Source organism: Lactococcus garvieae, assembly GCF_016027715.1.
Lineage (GTDB): Bacteria > Bacillota > Bacilli > Lactobacillales > Streptococcaceae > Lactococcus > Lactococcus garvieae_A.
The window spans coordinates 1,965,059-1,985,511 of sequence record NZ_CP065691.1; the positions used below are offsets into that span (position 1 = coordinate 1,965,059).

Annotated in this window: 19 protein-coding genes; 16 read left to right on the forward strand and 3 right to left on the reverse strand. The window is 39.6% G+C overall.

Features of this window, described 5'->3' with window-relative positions:
* Positions 1–95: 95 nt before the first annotated feature.
* Complete coding sequence (locus tag I6G50_RS09905; RefSeq protein ID WP_197908719.1) at positions 96–2,393, reverse strand: Xaa-Pro dipeptidyl-peptidase; 2,298 nt, start codon at positions 2,391–2,393, stop codon at positions 96–98.
* Between the two features lie 193 nt (positions 2,394–2,586).
* On the opposite strand from I6G50_RS09905, the gene I6G50_RS09910 reads away from it, so the two are divergent.
* From I6G50_RS09910 to I6G50_RS09960, 11 genes are all read left to right on the forward strand, one after another.
* Positions 2,587–2,790: a hypothetical protein gene (locus tag I6G50_RS09910; protein WP_197908720.1), complete on the forward strand. Its 204-nt coding sequence runs from the start codon at positions 2,587–2,589 to the stop codon at positions 2,788–2,790.
* A 221-nt stretch (positions 2,791–3,011) separates the two neighbouring features.
* Positions 3,012–3,674, forward strand: a complete 663-nt coding sequence (locus I6G50_RS09915; protein WP_003134419.1) for a Crp/Fnr family transcriptional regulator — start codon at positions 3,012–3,014, stop codon at positions 3,672–3,674.
* A gap of 216 nt (positions 3,675–3,890) precedes the next feature.
* Positions 3,891–4,760, forward strand: a complete 870-nt coding sequence (gene gla / locus I6G50_RS09920; protein WP_003134417.1) for an aquaglyceroporin Gla — start codon at positions 3,891–3,893, stop codon at positions 4,758–4,760.
* 456 nt (positions 4,761–5,216) lie between these two features.
* Positions 5,217–6,068, forward strand: a complete 852-nt coding sequence (locus I6G50_RS09925) for a MetQ/NlpA family ABC transporter substrate-binding protein (RefSeq protein ID WP_197908721.1) — start codon at positions 5,217–5,219, stop codon at positions 6,066–6,068.
* Positions 6,069–6,088: 20 nt separating this feature from the next.
* Entirely contained in the window at positions 6,089–7,165 is a 1,077-nt protein-coding gene (locus tag I6G50_RS09930; RefSeq protein WP_197908722.1) for a methionine ABC transporter ATP-binding protein, read from the forward strand.
* Positions 7,166–7,861, forward strand: coding sequence for a methionine ABC transporter permease (locus I6G50_RS09935; protein ID WP_197908723.1), 696 nt, complete (start codon positions 7,166–7,168; stop codon positions 7,859–7,861).
* A gap of 20 nt (positions 7,862–7,881) precedes the next feature.
* The gene (pepV, locus tag I6G50_RS09940) at positions 7,882–9,294 is read left to right on the forward strand and encodes a dipeptidase PepV (RefSeq protein WP_197908724.1); all 1,413 of its coding nucleotides are present in this window, start codon (positions 7,882–7,884) and stop codon (positions 9,292–9,294) included.
* 80 nt (positions 9,295–9,374) lie between these two features.
* Positions 9,375–9,662 carry a helix-turn-helix transcriptional regulator gene (locus I6G50_RS09945; protein WP_003134408.1) on the forward strand — a complete coding sequence of 96 codons (288 nt, stop codon included), beginning with the start codon at positions 9,375–9,377 and terminating at the stop codon, positions 9,660–9,662.
* A 143-nt stretch (positions 9,663–9,805) separates the two neighbouring features.
* Positions 9,806–10,711 (forward strand): LysR family transcriptional regulator, encoded by a 906-nt coding sequence (locus I6G50_RS09950; protein WP_081165438.1) that lies wholly within the window; start codon positions 9,806–9,808, stop codon positions 10,709–10,711.
* 96 nt (positions 10,712–10,807) lie between these two features.
* Positions 10,808–11,509 (forward strand): phosphoglycerate mutase, encoded by a 702-nt coding sequence (locus I6G50_RS09955; RefSeq protein WP_003134405.1) that lies wholly within the window; start codon positions 10,808–10,810, stop codon positions 11,507–11,509.
* Between the two features lie 125 nt (positions 11,510–11,634).
* A complete protein-coding gene (locus tag I6G50_RS09960; RefSeq protein WP_197908725.1) occupies positions 11,635–13,791 on the forward strand; it encodes a penicillin-binding transpeptidase domain-containing protein in 2,157 nt (718 codons plus the stop codon).
* 45 nt (positions 13,792–13,836) lie between these two features.
* Here I6G50_RS09960 and I6G50_RS09965 read toward each other — a convergent pair whose 3' ends face one another.
* Positions 13,837–14,769, reverse strand: coding sequence for a TDT family transporter (locus I6G50_RS09965; protein ID WP_197908726.1), 933 nt, complete (start codon positions 14,767–14,769; stop codon positions 13,837–13,839).
* 163 nt (positions 14,770–14,932) lie between these two features.
* On the opposite strand from I6G50_RS09965, the gene I6G50_RS09970 reads away from it, so the two are divergent.
* Positions 14,933–15,748 carry a LysR family transcriptional regulator gene (locus I6G50_RS09970; RefSeq protein WP_197908727.1) on the forward strand — a complete coding sequence of 272 codons (816 nt, stop codon included), beginning with the start codon at positions 14,933–14,935 and terminating at the stop codon, positions 15,746–15,748.
* On the opposite strand, the gene I6G50_RS09975 is transcribed toward I6G50_RS09970, so the two are convergent.
* Positions 15,729–16,655, reverse strand: coding sequence for an alpha/beta fold hydrolase (locus I6G50_RS09975; protein ID WP_197908728.1), 927 nt, complete (start codon positions 16,653–16,655; stop codon positions 15,729–15,731). The two genes, I6G50_RS09970 and I6G50_RS09975, sit on opposite strands and share 20 nt — an antisense overlap.
* A gap of 180 nt (positions 16,656–16,835) precedes the next feature.
* Between I6G50_RS09975 and recR the strand changes: the two genes are divergently transcribed.
* From recR to I6G50_RS09995, 4 genes are all read left to right on the forward strand, one after another.
* Positions 16,836–17,438, forward strand: coding sequence for a recombination mediator RecR (gene recR / locus I6G50_RS09980; RefSeq protein WP_003134397.1), 603 nt, complete (start codon positions 16,836–16,838; stop codon positions 17,436–17,438).
* A 12-nt stretch (positions 17,439–17,450) separates the two neighbouring features.
* Positions 17,451–18,500: a D-alanine--D-alanine ligase gene (locus I6G50_RS09985; protein ID WP_197908729.1), complete on the forward strand. Its 1,050-nt coding sequence runs from the start codon at positions 17,451–17,453 to the stop codon at positions 18,498–18,500.
* A 108-nt stretch (positions 18,501–18,608) separates the two neighbouring features.
* Positions 18,609–18,872, forward strand: coding sequence for a metal-sensitive transcriptional regulator (locus tag I6G50_RS09990; protein ID WP_003134393.1), 264 nt, complete (start codon positions 18,609–18,611; stop codon positions 18,870–18,872).
* A gap of 83 nt (positions 18,873–18,955) precedes the next feature.
* On the forward strand, positions 18,956–20,287 hold the full coding sequence (locus tag I6G50_RS09995; RefSeq protein ID WP_197908730.1) for a UDP-N-acetylmuramoyl-tripeptide--D-alanyl-D-alanine ligase: 1,332 nt from the start codon (positions 18,956–18,958) through the stop codon (positions 20,285–20,287).
* Positions 20,288–20,453: the final 166 nt, after the last annotated feature.

The following is a 20,453-nucleotide window of genomic DNA, read 5'->3' on the forward strand; positions in this document are numbered from 1 at the left end:
AGGAAGTTCAAATCTAGCACTTCTGCCTTATTTAACTATTGCTTCTAAAATAAGAAGAAAAGTCCATCATCAAGATGGACTTTTTTCTGTTTGCATTATTGAGAATCTACAGGTAAGATAATTTTAGAAGAACCAAGGTCGACTTCATAAGTTACCTCGCGGTTATCTCGTACCGTATGTTCAAAGTCTGTACTGTAAAGCAAGAGACGCAACTTCTCTCCTTGCTTGAGTTGATAGAGTGTGGGTTGAAGTTTAAGAGTAAAGTGCATCCACTCATCTTTAGGGATCGAGCTGACTGAAAGTACGTCCTCACGATTTTGGAGGTTGAGGAACCCTTTGCTTATAAGTTGATATGGATTATCCACTAATGGAATTTCCATAAGGTTTTCGAGCATGAAATTTCGGCCACGGTCTATAGCTTTTAACTCTAGATTTTGAGCACTATCACTGAGGCGTTTTTTATCTCCAAAATCAAGGAGCTGAGCTGAGAGGATAGCTTTGCTATCATTGACTTTTACTTTGAGATCAAGCTGAATCTGACCATTAATCATCACATCTTCAGACACAGGCAAGTCAATAACTGTCGCCTGAGCTTTTCCTTCAAATAAGTCTTTCTTGAAAGCTCTAAAATCCTCACTATACTGAGCAAAAGTCTTTTCATCATAATGGTTATCAAACTTAGAGATAGAAGCTGCAGTTTTACCTAATGGCCATTTTACCGTCTTTTCAGCCGACCAGCTATGAACGCCTGTCCAACTCTGGGCTTTTCCATTTTCTTGCAAAATAACAGGGGGTAAGTCTAAGGTTAAATCTCTATCCAAAAGCTTAGCAGTGAAGTAGCTGTTGATTGTTTCACTAAAGTCGATAGATTGCCAGTTATTCATGTAAATATGGGCACCACGGTGCAGGAAAGCGTGTTTTTTCGCTCCTTTAGGAAGTGCGTGCCAAAAATGATAGGCCTGATCAGGTGTGACATTCCAATCCTGCAAGCCGTGTACAATCAAAACATCCGCTTGGGTCTTTTCAGCTTGAGGGAGGTAGTTTCGATCGTGCCAGTACTGGTTATAGTCCCCCGTCTGGCGGTCTAGGGCTTGGAGCATCTCTTCAAGCTTTGTTTCGTATTGGCTATTATGAGCCAGAAAATCAGCACCTTGAAGATTGCGAGAGTAAGTGAGCGCAGCCAAGACATCTAAGTCCTCACCTGGATAGCCACCCGGTGAGCGTACGAGGCCATTTTCACGGTAGTAACTATACCAAGAACTGATGCCCGCTTCAGCTAAAATAACTTCCAAACCTTCAATACCAGTAGTGGCGGCACCATAAGCCATCGTTCCTAGATAAGATTTACCTGTCATGGCTACTTTACCATTTGCCCAGTCGGCTATAATCTCTAGCTTTTGTTTTCGTGAAGTGAACGCGCGAGCGCGTCCATTCAGCCAGTCTATAACAGCAGTCATGCTGTATATTTGTTGATAATCCCCAGAAGTTTGAAAACCATCAGAGTCGAGCGTACCAACACCAGCGACATAGATGGAAGCAAAACCACGCGCTAAGAAATAGTCATTGAGTGAGTAAGTCCAACCATGGGTAAATTTTTGGCTTGTAGTTTTTGCTGAAGCCTCCAAAGCTGTTTCTTCTTTATAGTCAGGCAACTCGGGAATCTTGGTTTCCACCTGAATTTTTTCAGCTTTCTTTTCAGTCAAGGGAACATTCATATCATGGAGTTGCTTGTCGTTCGCTATTTCATTTATTCCCAAATGGTAGGGGCTAGCTGTCATCACAGCTGGAAGCTTACCTTCAAAGAGTGGACGGATGATCTGTACTTTAATCAAATCATACTCTCCAGTATTGTAAGTATCTACCTTTGTTTCCACCCAGACTGTTTCACGTATTACCTTAGCTGTATCGAAAGTTGCCAAAGACTTATCATTGAAAAAATGGTAAGTGTTACTTAAAGGAAGCAAACCCTCAGACACCCAATGTTCTACGAGAGACATCCCATTTTTGCGTCGTGTACATAAGAGGAGATAAAGGGCACTTATTAAGCTTTCACTGTTTAGTTCTTCCTTATCGGACATAGGTAAATTAATGGAACTTGCAAAATCAGCAGCATGTGCCACCTGAAATTCAAAGTTAGGCACAAATCCGAGTAACTGTAAGCTAACCGTCCAGAATATATCCCAAGTAAGCTCATCTTCAGTGAGAAGAAAATCTTGGAGGCTTTGTGTAGCTGTTGCTTGAATGCTCTCAATATCTACTGGAGCGACGGTTAAAAAGTTTTTGAGTATTTTCTTTTCTTCCCAAAAGACAGACCAAGTAAAGCCGAGATGATCCAGTTCTATTAACTGCTCATCAAAAGATTTTTCTACAATAGAAAAGTGATTAAATTTCATGCAATATCTTCCTTTCGATACACTATTATTGCCATTATAACAAAAATTTGACTAGAATGTTCTGAATTTAAGGGACAGTCTTTTCGTGAGATTTTAAAGGTTTCCTTTCCGTAAAAGGCTTTATTTGAGTATAAAGAGCAAAGAGTGCTATAATAAAAGAGTAGAGAAGAACAAAGCAGAGAGGAGAATGATAATGAAATTCAAATTCAGTGGGATATCTTCATATGAGGAAAAAGCTACTCCAAACTTTATGGGGGAAGCAAATTCACACAGTATTATTAAAGAATTCGACAACATAGAACAAGCAATTCAGCATGTGACTGATAGCAATGGTTTTATGGTAACAGATAATGGCAAGTTTGCCTTTCATGTTCGGACGATTACTGAGGTTGAATAAGAAAACAAAAAAACATGTTTTACGGCATGTTTTTTCATTTTCTTATAAAAAGAGTAACAAATGTTAGCGACAAAGTATGTACATTTTTTTAAAATGAATAAGGAGCTGTTAGAGCAGTTACGTTCTTGTATAAAAGAACAAAGACATTATTTCTAAAAAATAGAGTAAATGATGGTATAATGACTTCTGTATTGATGGAGTTAGATGAGTAAAAAAGGAAGATGACAAAAGAATTTATAGAATATTTACTGCGTTTATTGGAAGAAAAAGAAGTAAATGTTGTGACGCAAAAAAGACATAGCTATGTGATGTATCAGGGGATTGAATCTGAATACGTCTATATCCTTAAAGAGGGCGTAGCTAAAATCAGTAATATCATGCGAGATGGACGAGAATTCAATATTGCTTACGTAACCGAACCTGATTTCGTTTCCTTGCTTGAAGAAAAACAGGAAAATGGTATCTCTGCCCTGTTTAATGTCAGAGTAGAATCAGATGAAGCAAGCTTTTACCGAGTACAACGTAAAGTATTTTGGAAATGGGTGATGAGTGACTTGACTTTATTTAGGATAGTGGATGATTTCTATCAAAGAAGACTGGCTCTCAACTTAGAACTCTTGCAAAAGATGACGATTAATGGGAAAAAAGGTGCGGTTTGTGCTTGTATCAACAGTCTAATCAATGAATTTGGGATTAAAAAAAGAAACGGCATATTGATTGATTTTCCGGTGACGAATGAAGATATTGCGGGTTTTTGTGGTATATCAACGCGGAACAGTGTAAACCGGATTATACGTGACTTAAAAGCAGAAGAAATCATTGACATTATTGATAACAAGATTATGGTTTACAACGCCCAATATTTTGAAGATTATATTAGCTAAAAAGACTGAATTTAGTCTTTTTATTTTTTCAAAAATCGGAATTTTTTAGTTTGTTGAGGACTGTTAAACGCTTACATAGAGCCGATTGGCAGGAATTTACATCTTTTTAGCGAAAATAAAAAAAACATGCTATAATGTCTATGTATAACAAAAGAGTTTAACATAAGTTAATCTCGTTTTTATTTTGTCATTAATTTTTATTACTTGGAGGAATTCATGGACTATTCATGGACAGTGAAATATCTCACTGAATTTATCGGTACTGCACTCTTGCTTATCCTAGGTAACGGTGCGGTAGCTAACGTCGAACTTAAAGGTACAAAAGCCTTTGGTCAATCTTGGCTTATTATTGCTTGGGGTTACGGTCTTGGTGTTATGTTGCCAGCAGTAGCTTTAGGTAATGTTACAGCTCAAATCAACCCAGCATTTACCCTTGGACTTGCAGCATCAGGATTTTTCCCATGGGCACAAGTACCATTTTACATTCTTGCTCAACTTCTTGGAGCAATGTTTGGACAATTAATCATCGTAATGGTATACCGTCCTTACTACCTTAAAACAGAAAATCCAAATGCCATCTTGGGAACATTCTCAACTATCGATAATGTTGATGATGGTACAATCACTACACACACAGGTGCCTTAGTGAATGGTTTCTTGAACGAGTTTGTTGGTTCATTTGTCCTCTTCTTTGGAGCAATGGGCTTGACAAAACTTTACCGTGGTATTGAATCAATCAACTGGATGACTGACTATGCATCTCAACAAGGTGCAGACGTAACAAGTAGCACTGTTACTGGGCAAATTGCTGCATCAGTATCAGGTGCTGCTTCATCAGCAGCAGTCAGCCACGTAGTTCTTGGTTTCCTTGTTCTTGTATTGGTTGCTTCACTTGGAGGCCCTACAGGACCTGGCTTGAACCCAGCTCGTGACCTTGGTCCACGTATCTTGCACTCACTCTTGCCTAAATCAGTTTTAGGTGAAAGCAAAGGAAGCAGCAAATGGTGGTATGCATGGGTACCTGTTACAGCACCTATCCTTGCAGCACTTGCAGCAGTAGCTTTATTCAAAATTATCTATCTTTAAGATGAAATGCAACCTCTATCCTCGGATAGGGGTTTTATTATTTTAAAGCTGGTTATTAAAAATTTGTAATTCTAATTTAAAAAAATTTTGATAGAATAAATTCATAGTCAAAAACAAAGAAAGCGACCAGGAGAGTAAAAGCGAAAGTTAGCACAGAGAGCTTGCAGATAGTGAGAGCAAGACTAACGGAAACTTTGAAAATGGCCTGGAAATCGCGTGGCAGTGAGCTTACTTTTAAAGTAAACTGTCAACGGAGTGGTTCTCGTTATTGAACACATTATTTTTGGGGCAGTCTTGCTTGTCACCGAAGATAGTTAGCAAGATATAAAGCATGCCTTGTCATGTTTTATGTGAAATTAGAATGGTACCACGGTAGTTCGTTTCTATTTATAGAAGCGGACTATTTTTTTATTTTTGATTATGAGGTCATTATTACTATTTATTAAGGGAGAACTTATGAAGAAGAAAACAAGAAACAAAGTTATTGTAGTCGTAGCACTAGTCGTTGTCGTGCTTATTGGATATTTCTCATTTTTTAAAAAAGATGTAGCTGAAGATAAGACAGTAAAAGTTGGCATTATGTCAGGTTCCAAAGAGAGCACCGAAATTTGGGATTCCGTTGCTAAAACAGCTAAAGATAAATATAACATCAACCTAAAATTTGTTCGTTTTACAGATTACAACCAGCCTAATACGGCCTTAGTTAATGGCGATGTTGATATTAATGCTTTCCAACACTACGCATTCCTTAATGAATGGAATGAAGCAAACAATGCAGACTTACAAGCAATTGGAGATATCTTGGTTTCCCCAATCCGTCTCTATTCTAAAAAGCATACCGATGTGAAGGATATTCCAAATAAAGGAACAATTGCCGTACCAAATGATACCTCTAATGAAAGCCGTGCGCTCTATGTCTTAGAAAGCGCAGGTTTGATCAAGTTAGATACAAAAGCGGGAGCTCTTGCAACAGTAAAAGATGTGACAGAAAATCCAAAAGATTTGACAATCAAAGAGTTGGATGGGTCACAGACAGCTTCAGCTTTGTCTTCAGTAGATGCGGCAGTTGTCAATAATGACTTCTCTGTTCCTGCAGGATTAACAAACAAAGAAGTTATCGCAACAGAAGCCTTGAACGAAAACTCAAAACAATGGATCAATATCATTGTGGCACGAAAAGAAGATAAAGACAATAAACTTTATCAAGATGTAGTCAAAGCTTACCAAACAAAAGAAACAGAAGATTTGTTCGCTAAACTATATCCTGAAAAGGGAACAATTCCAGCTTGGAATTTAAAACTGAAATAATCAAGATAATGGAGAATGAGATGGCAATTATTGAACTAAATAATATCAGAGTTTCCTATGAGACCAAGAAAGCTAAAGTGGATGCTGTTAAAAATACGACTATCCATGTAGAAAAAGGAGATATCTTTGGAATTATCGGCTACTCAGGTGCTGGGAAGTCTACAATTGTCCGTACAATTAATCTCCTTCAAAAACCGACTGCTGGGGAAGTTAAAGTTAACGGGAAGGTGATTTTCAAAGCAGGAGAAGATGGCAAAGACACAGCAAAAATCAAACCTGCTGATTTACGTAAAGAACGTCAAAAAATCGGCATGATTTTCCAACACTTCAACTTACTCAATGAGAAGACGGTTTTTGAAAATATCGAATTTGCACTGTTACACAGTAAGCTATCTGACAAGCAAAAAGAGGAAAAAATCCGTGAACTTCTAAGATTAGTCAGTCTGTCAGAGTTCGAAGAAAAGTATCCAGCTCAACTTTCCGGTGGACAAAAGCAACGTGTGGCTATCGCGCGTGCCCTAGCTAATGACCCCGAAATTTTGATATCTGATGAAGGGACTTCAGCTTTGGATCCAAAAACAACGAATCAGATTTTGGATTTATTAAAAGACTTACAAAAACGTCTAGGACTTACGATTGTCCTCATCACACATGAAATGCATGTCGTGAAAGAAATTGCGAACAAAGTAGCAGTGATGCAAAACGGTGAAGTTATTGAGCAAAACGATCTCTTAGAAATCTTTGCACATCCACAGGAAGAACTGACACAGCAGTTTATTGACACGACTTCGAATGTTTCACGTTTTATCCACTCCTTGACAGAAAATGATACTTTTAGTCATTTAGCAGAAGATGAGGAACTGATTTATTTGAGTTATTATGGCAATCAGTCTGGAGAACCAGCGATGTCTGAAATCACACGCCAATTTGATGTTTCGACCAATATTTTCTATGGGAATGTTGAGGTTTTGCAAAATACACGTTTTGGTTCTTTGGTTGTGGCTTTAAAAGGAACAGAAGAAAATCGTTTGGCAGCCAAAGACTATCTGGCCAAGCAAAAAATTGAGTTTACAGTATTGAAAGAGCAGGTGAATTAAATGACAGCATGGTTTACAGAACATTTTCCAAATGTTGTAGCCCTCGGTTTACATGGAGATACAGGATGGGTAACTTCAATAGTTGAAACACTTTTCATGGTTTTCTGGTCGGGGCTGTTTGGTGGTTTACTCGGCTTAGTTTTCGGTGTAGCCCTTGTCGTAACAAATGAAGGAGGCATTACTCCTAACCGTGCGCTTTACTCATTTTTAGATAAGTTTACATCTATTTTCCGTGCAGTACCTTTTATCGTTTTGCTCGCAATTATTGCACCGGTCACACAAAAAATTGTTGGAACTCAGATTGGAACAACAGCATCCTTAGTGCCACTAACGTTAGGTGTCTTTCCTTTTTATGCACGACAAGTTCAGGTTGCACTTGAAAGTGTAAACAAAGGAACAGTAGAAGCCGCACAGACCGTAGGAGCAAACTTTTGGGACATTGTCTTCAAAGTTTATCTCCGTGAAGAGTTGGGCAGTTTGATTCGTGTTTCAACAGTGACAATAATCTCACTTATTGGCTTGACAGCAATGGCTGGAGCTATTGGTGCTGGCGGTTTAGGGAACACAGCGATTGCCTACGGGTATAACCGCTTCTCTAATGACGTCACTTTCGTAGCTACTTTACTTATCTTAATCTTAGTGCTCTTGGTCCAAGTTGTGGGCGACACCTGGGCTAAAAGTGTGACACATAAATAACATAAACTGGGGGACAGTACATGGCTATTGATTTTACAGCAGAAGTAGAGAAAAGAAAAGAAGCTTTTTTAAAGGATTTGTTTACCTTGCTGAAGATAAATTCTGAGCGCGATGATAAGCAAGCTAGCAAGGTCTATCCTTTTGGTCCGGGGCCTAGTCTTGCAATGCTAGAGTTTTTAAACATTGGACAGGCAGATGGTTTCGAAACAAAAAACTTTGACAACTATGTAGGAGAGATACTTTACGGCCAAGGAGAAGAAACGCTAGGGATATTTGTTCATACAGATGTCGTACCGGTAGGGGAAGGATGGACAAATCCACCTTATGAACCAGTTATAAAAGAAAAAAAGCTTTACGCCAGAGGTACTCAGGATAATAAAGGACCAGCACTCGCCGCCTATTATGCGCTGAAAATTTTAAAGGAGCTGGAAGTTCCCTTCTATAAAAAAGTGAAGTTCATCATTGGAACTGATGAAGAGAGTGGCTGGAAAGATATGGACTATTATTTACCAAAGGCAGGACTTCCTGACTTTGGTTTCTCTCCAGATGCACGTTTCCCCGTCGTTAATGGCGAGAAAAGTAATCTGACAGAATATCTACATTTTGGCAATGAAAATACAGGAAACTTTGTGCTTCACGCTTTTAACAGTGGAGCACAGGAAAACTGTGTGCCAGATGAAGCCCAAGCCACCGTTAGTAGTCCCGTCGATTTACAGGCACCCTTTGACAAGTACTTACAGGAAAATAATCTGAAAGGAAGTTTTGCTAAAACAGGAGCAAATATTCTCCTCGTGATCAAAGGGAAGTCAGCTCATAGTTCCACTCCTGAAAGTGGCATAAATGCGGGCACTCATCTGGCAAACTTCCTTTCTTCATATGAGTTCGGTGCAGACGCGAGAAAGTTTTTAGATGTGAGTGGCCAGAGGCTCCATAAGGACTTTGAAGGAGTTAACATTGGCATTTCTTTTGAGGATGCAGATATGGGAAAACTTTCCGTCAACCCTTCTGTATTTGCCTTTCAAGCAAAAGGGCAAGAAAATAAGATTGCCCTGAACATCCGCCACCCGAAAGGGTTAACGGAGCTAGACATTCAAGAAAAGCTCAAGCAAAAGTTAGGCGAGGCCATTGAGAAAGTGACAATCAGTGACCGTATCAACTATCAGCCTCATTATCTCTCAGAAGATGATTCTCTAGTACAAACGCTTTTGGCTACATATCGTGACCATACGGGAGATGAGGGCCAGCCGCAAACCTTAGGTGGTGGAACTTATGGGCGCCTAATGAAGCGTGGCGTCGCCTTTGGGGCTCTTTTCCCTGAATCCGAATTTACCATGCACCAAACAGATGAGCACATCAAACTTGACGAACTCTATAAAGCTATTCAGATTTATACGGATGCTCTTTATCGTTTAGCTTGTATAAAAAATTCTTAAGAAAAAAATATTGCAAAATGCTTTAAAAGATGATTAAATAGTAAAAGCAACACAGATTGACAATATCATCAGGAGGAAGCATGGAAAATAGAATTCGTGAATTTAGGCAAGCGCAGAAACTTTCCCAAGAAGACTTGGCCCGTATTGCTCACGTGAGTCGTCAAACCGTCAACGCAATTGAAAACGATAAATATGATCCAGAACTTTTACTTGCTTTTAAACTGGCCGAAATTCTGGGGACTAAAGTTGATGAACTCTTTATCTTCCAACTGGGTCATGTAAAGAAAAAAGAAGACGATGTCTTCTGGTGTGAAAAATATCAATGCGTGCTATGGAAACGTGCAGATGTCGAAAAAAGAGCCAACTAAATAGTGAAATAAAATAAAAAGCCTATCTAAATAGTGTATAATTTATTTATAGGCTTTTTTTAATATGCTAGAAGTGTACAAGGGAGTAATTTTCCCAAGCACATTCAGGCAAGTCAACAAGAGAAAAATCAAGGAGTGAGAAAGTGAACATCAAACAGCTTCGTTATATTGTCGCCATCGCTAATACCGGTACTTTTCGTGAGGCCAGCGAACAGCTCTTTGTGAGCCAACCATCCATGTCTATTGCGGTCAAAGACTTGGAGCAAGAACTGAATTTCCAAATTTTTGAGCGCACAAATACTGGTGCAAGCTTGACTATTGAAGGGGAACGGTTCTATGAGCAGGCGCAAGGAATTTTGCGAGATTTTGAAGCTTTTGAGTCAAAGTATGCAAAGCCCAAAGAAGCAGAGCGCCATTTTTCTGTCGCGAGTCAGCACTATGATTTTCTTGCCCCTGTAGGGGTCGAATTTTCTCAAAAAAATCCAGAAATCAAAAATTTCCGCGTCTTTGAATCAACAACTTATAATATTTTACAAGAAGTTGCTCAAGGCCACAGTGAACTTGGTGTTGTTTACCTGAATAAACATAATCGCTCTGGTATTCTGCGTATGCTGGATAAACTTGAGTTAGACTACGAAGAACTCTTTATTTCGCAAACTCATATTTATTTAAGAAAAAATCATCCTTTGACGAGTAAAAAAACGATTAAGACCAGTGATTTAAAGTCTTTGGATCGAGTACGTTTTACACAAGAAAATGAGCAGTTCCTCTACTATTCCGAGGATTTAGTAGAAACTTTTGAGAACACTTTTATTTATAACGTTACGGACCGTGCGACCCTCAACGGAATATTAGAGCGGACAGATGCTTATGCGACGGGTCTTGGCTTTATTGATAAGGAAAGTGTGCATAATGTCACCGTTATCCCAATGGATGGCGATAATGTAAACAGTCTCATTCTCGTCAAGCAGAAAAGTCATCTGCTTACAGATGCGGCCAAGTCTTACAAGCGAAGTTTAGAAGTCTATTTCGAGAATTATAAGTTTTAGTCCAACAGAGTCTGGGCTAGAAAAAATATGAAAATTAGTGTAAAATAGAGCGGTATACAAATTTTGTAAAACATTTAACATAGGAGAACTCACATAATGGTAAAATTAGTTTTTGCTCGTCACGGTGAATCAGAATGGAACTTGGCTAACCTCTTTACAGGTTGGGCTGACGTGGACCTTTCAGAAAACGGAACACAACAAGCAATCGATGCAGGTAAACTCATCAAAGCTGCAGGTATCGAATTTGATATCGCTTATACTTCTGTATTGAAACGTGCAATCAAAACTACAAACTATGCACTTGAATACTCTGATCAACTTTGGGTACCAGTTGTTAAAACTTGGCGCTTGAACGAACGTCACTACGGTGGTTTGACTGGCTTGAACAAAGCTGATGCTGCTGCTAAACACGGTGACGATCAAGTTCACATCTGGCGTCGTTCATACGATGTATTGCCACCAGCAATGCCACGTGATGATGAATACTCAGCACACGCTGATCGTCGTTATGCTAACCTTGAAGACAGCCTCATCCCTGATGCTGAAAACCTCAAAGTTACACTTGAGCGTTCATTGCCTTTCTGGGAAGATCAAATCGCTCCAGCATTGAAAGATGGTAAAAACGTCTTCGTAGGTGCACACGGTAACTCAATCCGCGCCTTGGTAAAACACATCAAACAACTTTCAGATGATGAAATCATGGATGTTGAAATCCCTAACTTCCCACCACTCGTGTTTGAATTTGATGATAATTTGAACCTTGTTAAGGAATACTACCTTGCACCAAAACAAGCATAAATAATAAGATAGAGCCTGTATTGCACAGGTTTTTTCTTTTCTTTTCAAAATGTAAGGTAAAATACAGCTTAATATGATAAAATGTTTAGGTATAAATATGACAAGCGAAATTAGGATAGGATTCCATGTCTGAGAAAAGAAAAACACGAAGCGAATTAAGCGGAAAAAAAGATAAAACACGTAAACTATTGAAAAACCCAGCCATGCTGGCATCAGGGCGAGTTAAACTCCTCTTTTTTGTCATCACGGTTCTCTTTTTGGTTCTGATTGGGAAGCTTTATCACATGCAAATCATGAATCAAAGCTTTTATGAAAGCAAACAGTCCGGCGGAGCCGGCTCTTTACAAATTGTACAAGGCGCTCCCCGCGGAAATATATATGATGCTAAAGGTGTACCCTTAGCTACCACTGAGCCTGTTGAGGCTATTGAATATACGCGTGGGCAAAATACCACAGCAGATGACATGCGCAAAATTGCTGATCGTTTAGCAGGCGTACTGACATTGGACAACGATTTTAAGCAGATAACTGAGCGTGATAAGAAAGACTACTTTTTAGCTGATGCCGATAACTTGGAAAAAATTGCTGAAAGTTTGACGAAGGAAGAAAAAACAGACGAAAAAGGCAATAGCCTGTCAGGTTCAGAAATCTATAATGTCCAACTGAGTAAAGTAACTGATGCTGACATTAACTTTAATGAGCAACAGATGTTTGCAGTGAAACTCTTTAAAGAGATGAACTCCACTACGACTTTTAATACCACAATCATCACCACAAGCAACCTCACAGCAGAGCAACAAGCTTATATTGGGGAGCATGAAGGGGAGTTACAAGGTATTTCAGTGGGTACCAGCTGGAATCGAAAATATGCAGATACTGTGCTGAAGCCAATTTTAGGTACGGTAACAACTCAGAAACAAGGTATTCCATCAGATTTGCTGGATGAATATCTTAAAGAAGGATTCCAACGTAATGACCGAGTGGGTACCGCCTTTTTAGAAAAAGGTTATGAAAAGTACCTGCAAGGTACTCCTACTATAAGTACAGTACTGACTGACAAACAAGGGAATGTCACCGGAACAGAAGTGAAACAAAAAGGAAGTAAAGGGGATAACCTTAAGCTTACTGTGGATATGAAGTTCCAAAACGCTGTAGATAAAATCTTGCAAGATGAAATGAATAATATGATTGCAGATGGATTTGGTACTTATTCACAAGGTGCTTATGCTGTCGTTTTGGACTCGAAGACAGGAGCGGTGTTAGCCCTATCTGGACTCAAACGTGATGAAACAACAGGTGCTTACCAAAAAGACACCAATGGAACATTCCAGTCCGCTTTTGTACCCGGTTCGGTTGTTAAGCCAGCCACTCTTACAGCAGGCTGGAACAGTAACGTGATTGCTGGAAACCAAATGCTTTATGATATGCCGATACAGTTAGCGGGTACAAGTGCCATCACTTCTTGGTTCACAAATGGCAGCCTGCCAATTAATGCTGTACAAGCTTTGGAGTACTCTTCCAATACCTATATGGTACAGATCGCGCTCAAGATGTTGGGGCAACCCTATGTGCCAAATATGACAGTAGATGGTTCAAACAGCCCGGCAATACTTAAAAAGCTACGCGAAGCCTATGCCTCTTACGGCATGGGAACCTCCACGGGATTTGATATTCCAGGTGAAACAGAAGGTATCGTACCTGCTGCGGATAAGACGAACCTTTCCGCCCTACTTATGGAATCTTTTGGACAGTTTGATACTTATACACCTCTTCAACTTGCGACCTATGGTCTGACTTTGGCAAATAACGGCGAACGCTTAGCGCCTCACATTGTGGACAGCATCTATGAAACCAACTCTGAAGGTGGCATGGGTGATCTTGTTAAAAACATAACACCGAAAATTATGGACAAAGTAAATATCACACCAGATAACATGGACGTGCTTCACCAAGGGATGTCTGCTGTTGTCCACGGAGAAGACTATGTGAATGGTCAGATTGGTGCGACAGGTTACTATATGCGTCAATCACAGGGGGCAGAAGTTTCTATTTCTGCCAAAACAGGTACTGCCGAAGTAACTTACGTTGCCCCAGATGGTACTAAGGTTCCTGTAACGGTCAATAATGTCGTTGCCTTTGCTCCAACAGAAAATCCACAAATCTCGATCGGTGTGATGGTGCCACAAACAACAGTCAAGGAAGGTGGCGTTACATCTAAGATTGGGCAAAATATCACACGTGAAATTACAAACCTCTATAACTCAATGTATCATTTCAAATAAAATGAAAAAAACTCCTCGCTCATAATAAGAGCAAGGAGTTTTTCTTTAACTTTTTTTACTTAAGAAAAGGCTATAACGCACCAAAACATAGCTGACCATCAAGAAAGCAATAAGGAGTTCGACTACTGACAAGGGAGTGAGAAAGAAGTCCAAGTGAGGGTAGTTCTTAGCCAGCAGGCTAACCGCTGTCGCCGAGATAACCAGTGGAAAGGTGAAGGCGGCATAACTTGGATAAAAGGGCAGGCGCAATAAAGGAAGAATCATAAACACCGTAAGAAAATAAAGAGCTTGTGAAAGGACAAATAAGCCGAAGACAAAGAAACTAAACTTGTGCTCAATCACCGTAAGATAAGCAGCTAAGCAAAGAGAACCAGGAGCTGTAAGGATTGTGATAAGTGGCAATGTTGACTCATGCATTTTTTTGAAAATAAAGATGCGATGGATAATGATGGGAAGTAAGATGAAGTAGAAGAGTAGTGCAGGCCAGAGAACCATACGGCCAATCTCTACATTAAATGCTGCTGCAGTCGTAGGGACAACACCCAAACCGACAAAGGTAATGAACCAGCTTGGATAGATGTGTATCATGCCAATCTTTTGGGGGAGGATGTGTAAAGCAATAAAGTAAACCATTAAAAGGAAGTGCAAGAAGATGGCTAACAGCCAAATAAAATAAACAAAAGCTGAATGCGGGAAAATCCTGTTAAGATAAACACAAATAACCATCCATGCCATAGTAAAAGTTGGAGAAACCGAACCAATAATAGGATCTTTGAGGGATTCCAAAAGATGACGCATGGTGAAGACCAGCTTTAAAAGAATCAAAAGCATAAAAAAGAGACCAGCAAGGTCAAAGAAGTTGCCCCAAAAGCTAAAACCTTTAGAATACAGTAAGTTTCCCAAGGATACCATACCTAAAATCAAACCACAGATGGGAATGGGAATTTTTTTCAAAAAGTTAAAAAATGCGTGTTTCATACAAAGAACTCCTGAGATTACAATTTTTGAGTAGAAGTGCGAGAAATATCTCACAACTCTATCACCGTTATTAAGTATAAAACACTTGCTTTAATTTGTAAAATGAATTATTGTAATGGTAGTTATAGAAAAAATTAATTAAAACCTGTGAAGGAGAACAGCCATGTTTTCATTATTTGAAACATTTATTGCTATATATGAAACAAGAAGTTTTACTAAAGCAGGACAGTATCTCTTTATCTCACAGCCTACAGTGACAGTGAGAATAAAAAAGCTCGAAGAAGAACTGGGCAACTCCCTTTTTATTCGGGGAAAAAATAAAGAAGTTATTCCGACAGAAGCCGCAAAACTTCTATACAATAAGGCTGTCAAATATATCCAAGATTGGGAACAGCTCCAGTCTGAACTGAGTCAAACCACTATGATAAAGAAGCCATTTAAAGTAGGCGTGTCACAAAGTACAGCAACCAGTATCATGCCTGTCTTATATACGAAGCTCCTCCCTTATTTAGATCGGATAGACTTGGAAATAGCGATGTATGATTCACAAAAAGTCTTTAGCCTTGTAGAGAAGCACGACTTACACTTTGGCATTATCGAAAAAACCTTGGCCAGTGAACAGATAGAAGATTTCCCCCTTATGAAAGACGAACTCGTCTTGGCAGGGGACGTGAGCAGTGATACATTTTTTACAAGAGAAGTCGGTTCAGGAGTCGGACATTATATTAAAAAATATCTCCAAGAAAAAAATTATAAACCTAAATATCAGGTAAGAATGAACAACAACGACATGATTATCGCACATATCCGTGCGGGTTTAGGCGTCTCCCTCATCTCAAAACGTTTTGTTTCAGAAGGGATGACTTATCAAGCACTCGACAGTAAATATCATCGTACTTTCTCGGCCATTACTTATGCCGAAGAAAAAGACCCCCTGATGCTCGAAATAATTCAGCAGATCAGAGAGTCGGTGAAGTGAGTTGTTTATCAAGCCACTGGCTGATGAGACGATAGACTTTCTCATAATCCTCTTCGAGAAGGATTTCATGTCGGAGCCCAGGGAGAAGCTGTAGATCAAGATGTTGAAGACCCGCTTCTTTCAATTTTTGGTAAACTTTTTGGGGACCTTTACCAAAGTTACCGACAGGATCATCCGTGCCACTTATGATTAAGAGGGGAAAGTCTAAAGGCAGATTTTGCATCCAGTTTTTCTGGTTTGCGCGCTGGACTAAAGAAAAGAGCGTGACGAAGCCATTATGGGTAAAGGTAAAGCCTAACAGGGGATCCTTCTCATAATTTGCTACATTTTTTTGATTTTTAGAAAGCCAGTTGAAGTTTCCTTTTTCGGGGAATTTTTTACTGTAGCCACCGAAAGCCAGTTTATCGATCATGGGAGCTGTACTTTCTGCTCTTTTTTGGCTTAATTTTTTTAGAAGAGGCAAGAAAAACTTCAAATGTACAGGGCTTGTGCCCGTTCCCATAAAGATAGCCCCTTGAATATCCACAGGATAATCTTGTAGAAAACTTCGCAAGGCAAAAGAACCCATGCTATGCCCCATCATAAAGTAAGGCAGTTCGGGATATCTTTTTTTCGCCCATGTTTTTACCCGGTGAATATCTGTAATCACGTTTTTAGCACCTGCTTTACCAAAATATCCATACAGGGGCTGCTGCTTATTTACAGAATGCCCATGTCCCAGATGGTCGTGACCGATAACCGCAAAACCTAACCCATTAAGATAAAGCGCAAAGTCATTGTAGCGCGCAATATTTTCCGCCATTCCATGGATTAATTGAATAATAGCTTTGGGCTTATCGATGGGCCAGTGGAGAAGATTCAGCTCCGTTTGATTATCGCTTGATTTTAAGGTGTGTGTCTCAATCACAGTGGATGCTCCTCTTTCATTAAATCTCTATTAGGATTGAAGTTTATTATAGCAAAAAAGCAATAATACTGCTTTTCATCCAAAAAAATAAGCAACAGAATACTCTGCTTAAAAGGTGCAGAAATCTAAGTTGTGGTATAATAATTATGACTTTATCTTAAAAAGATCAGAAAGGAACGCATGGTATACTACCCAGAACCAATCGCTAAACTTATAGAAAGCTTTAGCAAGTTGCCCGGTATAGGGCAAAAAACAGCAACACGTCTAGCCTTTCACACGATTGGTATGGATGATCAAGATGTAAATGAATTTGCGCGGAATCTGATTTCGGCAAAACGTGATTTACGCTTTTGTTCAATCTGTGGCAATCTCACAGAAAGTGATCCGTGTGCCATTTGTGAAGACCCTCTTCGTGATCGTACGACCATATTGGTCGTAGAAGAAAGCAAAGATGTCTTAGCCATGGAAAAAATCCGTGAGTACAGAGGCCTCTATCATGTTTTACATGGTACGATTAGCCCGATGAATGGTGTCGGTCCCGATGAAATAAATGTCAAGACGCTTTTAACGCGCCTGATGGGAGACAGTGAAGTCGAAGAAGTTATTCTTGCTACGAATGCAACTTCTGATGGTGAAGCAACAGCGATGTATCTCTCACGAATGATAAAACCTGCGGGTATCAAGGTGACACGTTTGGCACGTGGACTCGCAGTTGGATCAGATATTGAGTATGCAGATGAGGTTACCTTATCCAAAGCAGTTGAAAATCGTATGGAAATTTAAGTGGAGAAAATTATGTCAAAAGAAACATTGATTTTATTATATGGCGGTCGAAGTGCAGAACGAGAAGTATCCGTTCTTTCAGCTCAAAGCGTAATGCGCGCAGTAAACTATGATAAATTTACTGTGAAGACTTACTTTATCAGTAAAACTGGTGATTTTATCAAAACTCAAGAATTCAGGGAAACACCAGCAGAAGACGAACAACTCATGACCAACGAAACGGTTAAAACCGAGCAAAAAGTCGCACCATCTGACATTTACGAAAAAGATGCTGTGGTTTTCCCTGTCTTACATGGACCTATGGGCGAAGATGGTTCCATCCAAGGCTTCTTAGAAATTATGCGCCTTGCTTATGTTGGCCCAAATATCCTATCTGCCAGCAGCACTATGGATAAACTCTTAGCCAAACATGTGTTCAGCGCGGTAGGTGTCCCACAGGTGCCTTATGTTGCGGCGTATTCGGATGGAGACCAAGAAAAAATCCATGCAGCTGTCCAAGCCAACCTGACTTTCCCTGTCTTTGTCAAGCCAGCCAACATGGGCTCAAGTGTCGGTATCTCTAAAGTAAATAGCCTTGAAGAGCTGGAGGCAGGTCTTGCTGAAGCTTACAAGTATGATAACCGTGTGGTTGTGGAACAAGGTGTAAATGCGCGAGAAATAGAATGTGCCGTCCTTGGTAATGGTGGAAAAGTACGCTCAACCCTTCCTGGTGAAGTAGTCAAAGACGTTGATTTCTATGACTACCGTTCAAAATATATTGATAACAAAATTGAGATGGCAATCCCTGCAGAAGTACCAGCAGAGATTGCGCAAAAGATGCGCGACTATGCCGAAAAAGCTTATCAAGCGATGAATGGTACAGGTTTATCACGCTGTGACTTTTTCTATGATGAAAAAGGGGACATTTATCTCAATGAAATTAATGCTATCCCAGGCTTCACACAATGGTCAATGTATCCATTGCTCTGGGAAAACATGGGACTTTCATACAGTGACTTGATTGAAGAGTTAGTTACTCTTGCCCAAGAAGCTTTTGAAATCCGTGAAAGTCACCTTCTATAAAAAGAAAGAATCTCCAGATGTAACTGTCGGGAGATTTTTTTATAAAATACACGCTCTTTGACAAATTATAGAGTCCTCTATATAATGATAGGAAAAGAGGAGATACTAATGGGAACAATTTACGATAGTAAGACCAAAAATAGATTGAAAAGAGCGGATGGTCAGTTGCAAGGCGTTCTGCGGATGTTAGAAGAAGAAAAAGACTGTGATGCTGTAGTTACGCAGCTCAAAGCAGTGCGTTCGAGTCTTGACAGCTTGATTGGTCTTATAGTGGCGGAAAACTTGCAAAATTGTCTTCTACTATTAGAAGGCGATGAAAAAGAGCGCGAGAAAAAAATAAGCCAAGCGATTAAAATGATTATAAAAAAATAGTAGAGTTCGTCACACATTTACGTTACACATATCTAAGAAGAAGGGGTGCCTTATGAAGGGACTTTTGGTATAATAAACTCATCATGAAACTTACACTACACGAAATCGCCCGCGCAGTCGGCGCGACAAATAATTGGTCAGAATTAACAGATATAGAGATTCAAAATATTGAATTTGACAGCCGTAAAATCAAGGAAGGTGATCTTTTCTTACCCCTTAAAGGTGTAAGAGATGGACATGACTTTATTGAAACAGCTTTTGCCAACGGTGCTGTGGCGACATTTGCTGAAAAAGAAGTCGCACAGTCACACTTACGTGTTGAGGATTGCTTGCAGGCTCTTCAAAAACTTGCCCAGTATTACTTGGAAAAAATGAAGGTCGAAGTCATTGCTGTTACGGGATCAAATGGTAAAACCACAACCAAAGATATGATCCACGCCGTCCTTTCTGAGAAGTATAAAACCTATAAAACGCAGGGCAATTATAATAATGAAATAGGCATGCCTTACACTGTCTTGCACATGCCAGACGATACGGAAAAAATTGTGCTTGAGATGGGAATGGATCGTCTGGGGGATATTGACTTGCTCTCGGAAATAGCAAAACCCAAAATCGCACTTGTGACCCTTATTGGTGAGTCTCACTTGGAATTTTTTGGCACACGGGAAAAAATTGCTGAAGGAAAACTTGGTATTACCTCTGGCTTGCGTCCTGAGGGGGAACTCATCGTTCCTGCCGATAAGATTATTAACAAATATTTGCCTGCCGATACAAAAATCACACGCTTTGGTGCAGATGAAGATATCTTTGTTACGAAGCTTATCGAGCACAAAGATCAGTTGAGTTTCACAACCAACTTCTTAGATACAGAGCTTACAATTCCAGTTCCAGGGAAATTTAATGCAACCAATGCCATGCTTGCAGCTTATGTCGGGACACGAGTGGGTGTCGAAGAAGATAAGATAGCGCACGCTCTAGCAAACGTAAGTTTGACCCGTAATCGGACAGAGTGGAAAAAAGCCAGCAATGGCGCAGATATCCTGAGTGATGTCTATAATGCCAACCCTACAGCTATGAAGTTGATATTAGAAACCTTCCAAGTTCTTCCTAAAAATGCAGAAGGACGCAAAATGGCTGTTCTCGCGGATATGCTTGAACTCGGAGTACAAGCTCCTGAGTTACATGCAAGTATATCCCAAGCCATTGATTTCTCTACTCTAGATCATGTTTACTTATATGGCGAACTAATGAGAAACCTTTGGAAAGAACTGCCGCAAGACAAAGTTTCTTATTTTACAGACTTGTCTGAGTTGACAGCGAAAGTAAAAATGGAGCTTCAACCCCAAGATCAACTTTTACTTAAAGGTTCCAACAGTATGAACTTAGGGGCGATAGTCGAAGAATTACAAAAATAAGCATGCAAGTGCTTTTTTTTGTGGCTAAAATAGAAGAAAATGTTCGGAAATGACGTATAAAAATTTTAAATGACAAAAATTTAGAAAAACTAAGTAGAAAACTCTTTACAATTTAGATTGAATTAAGTATAATAAAGAACATAATAAATTTTCAGACAATAATAAA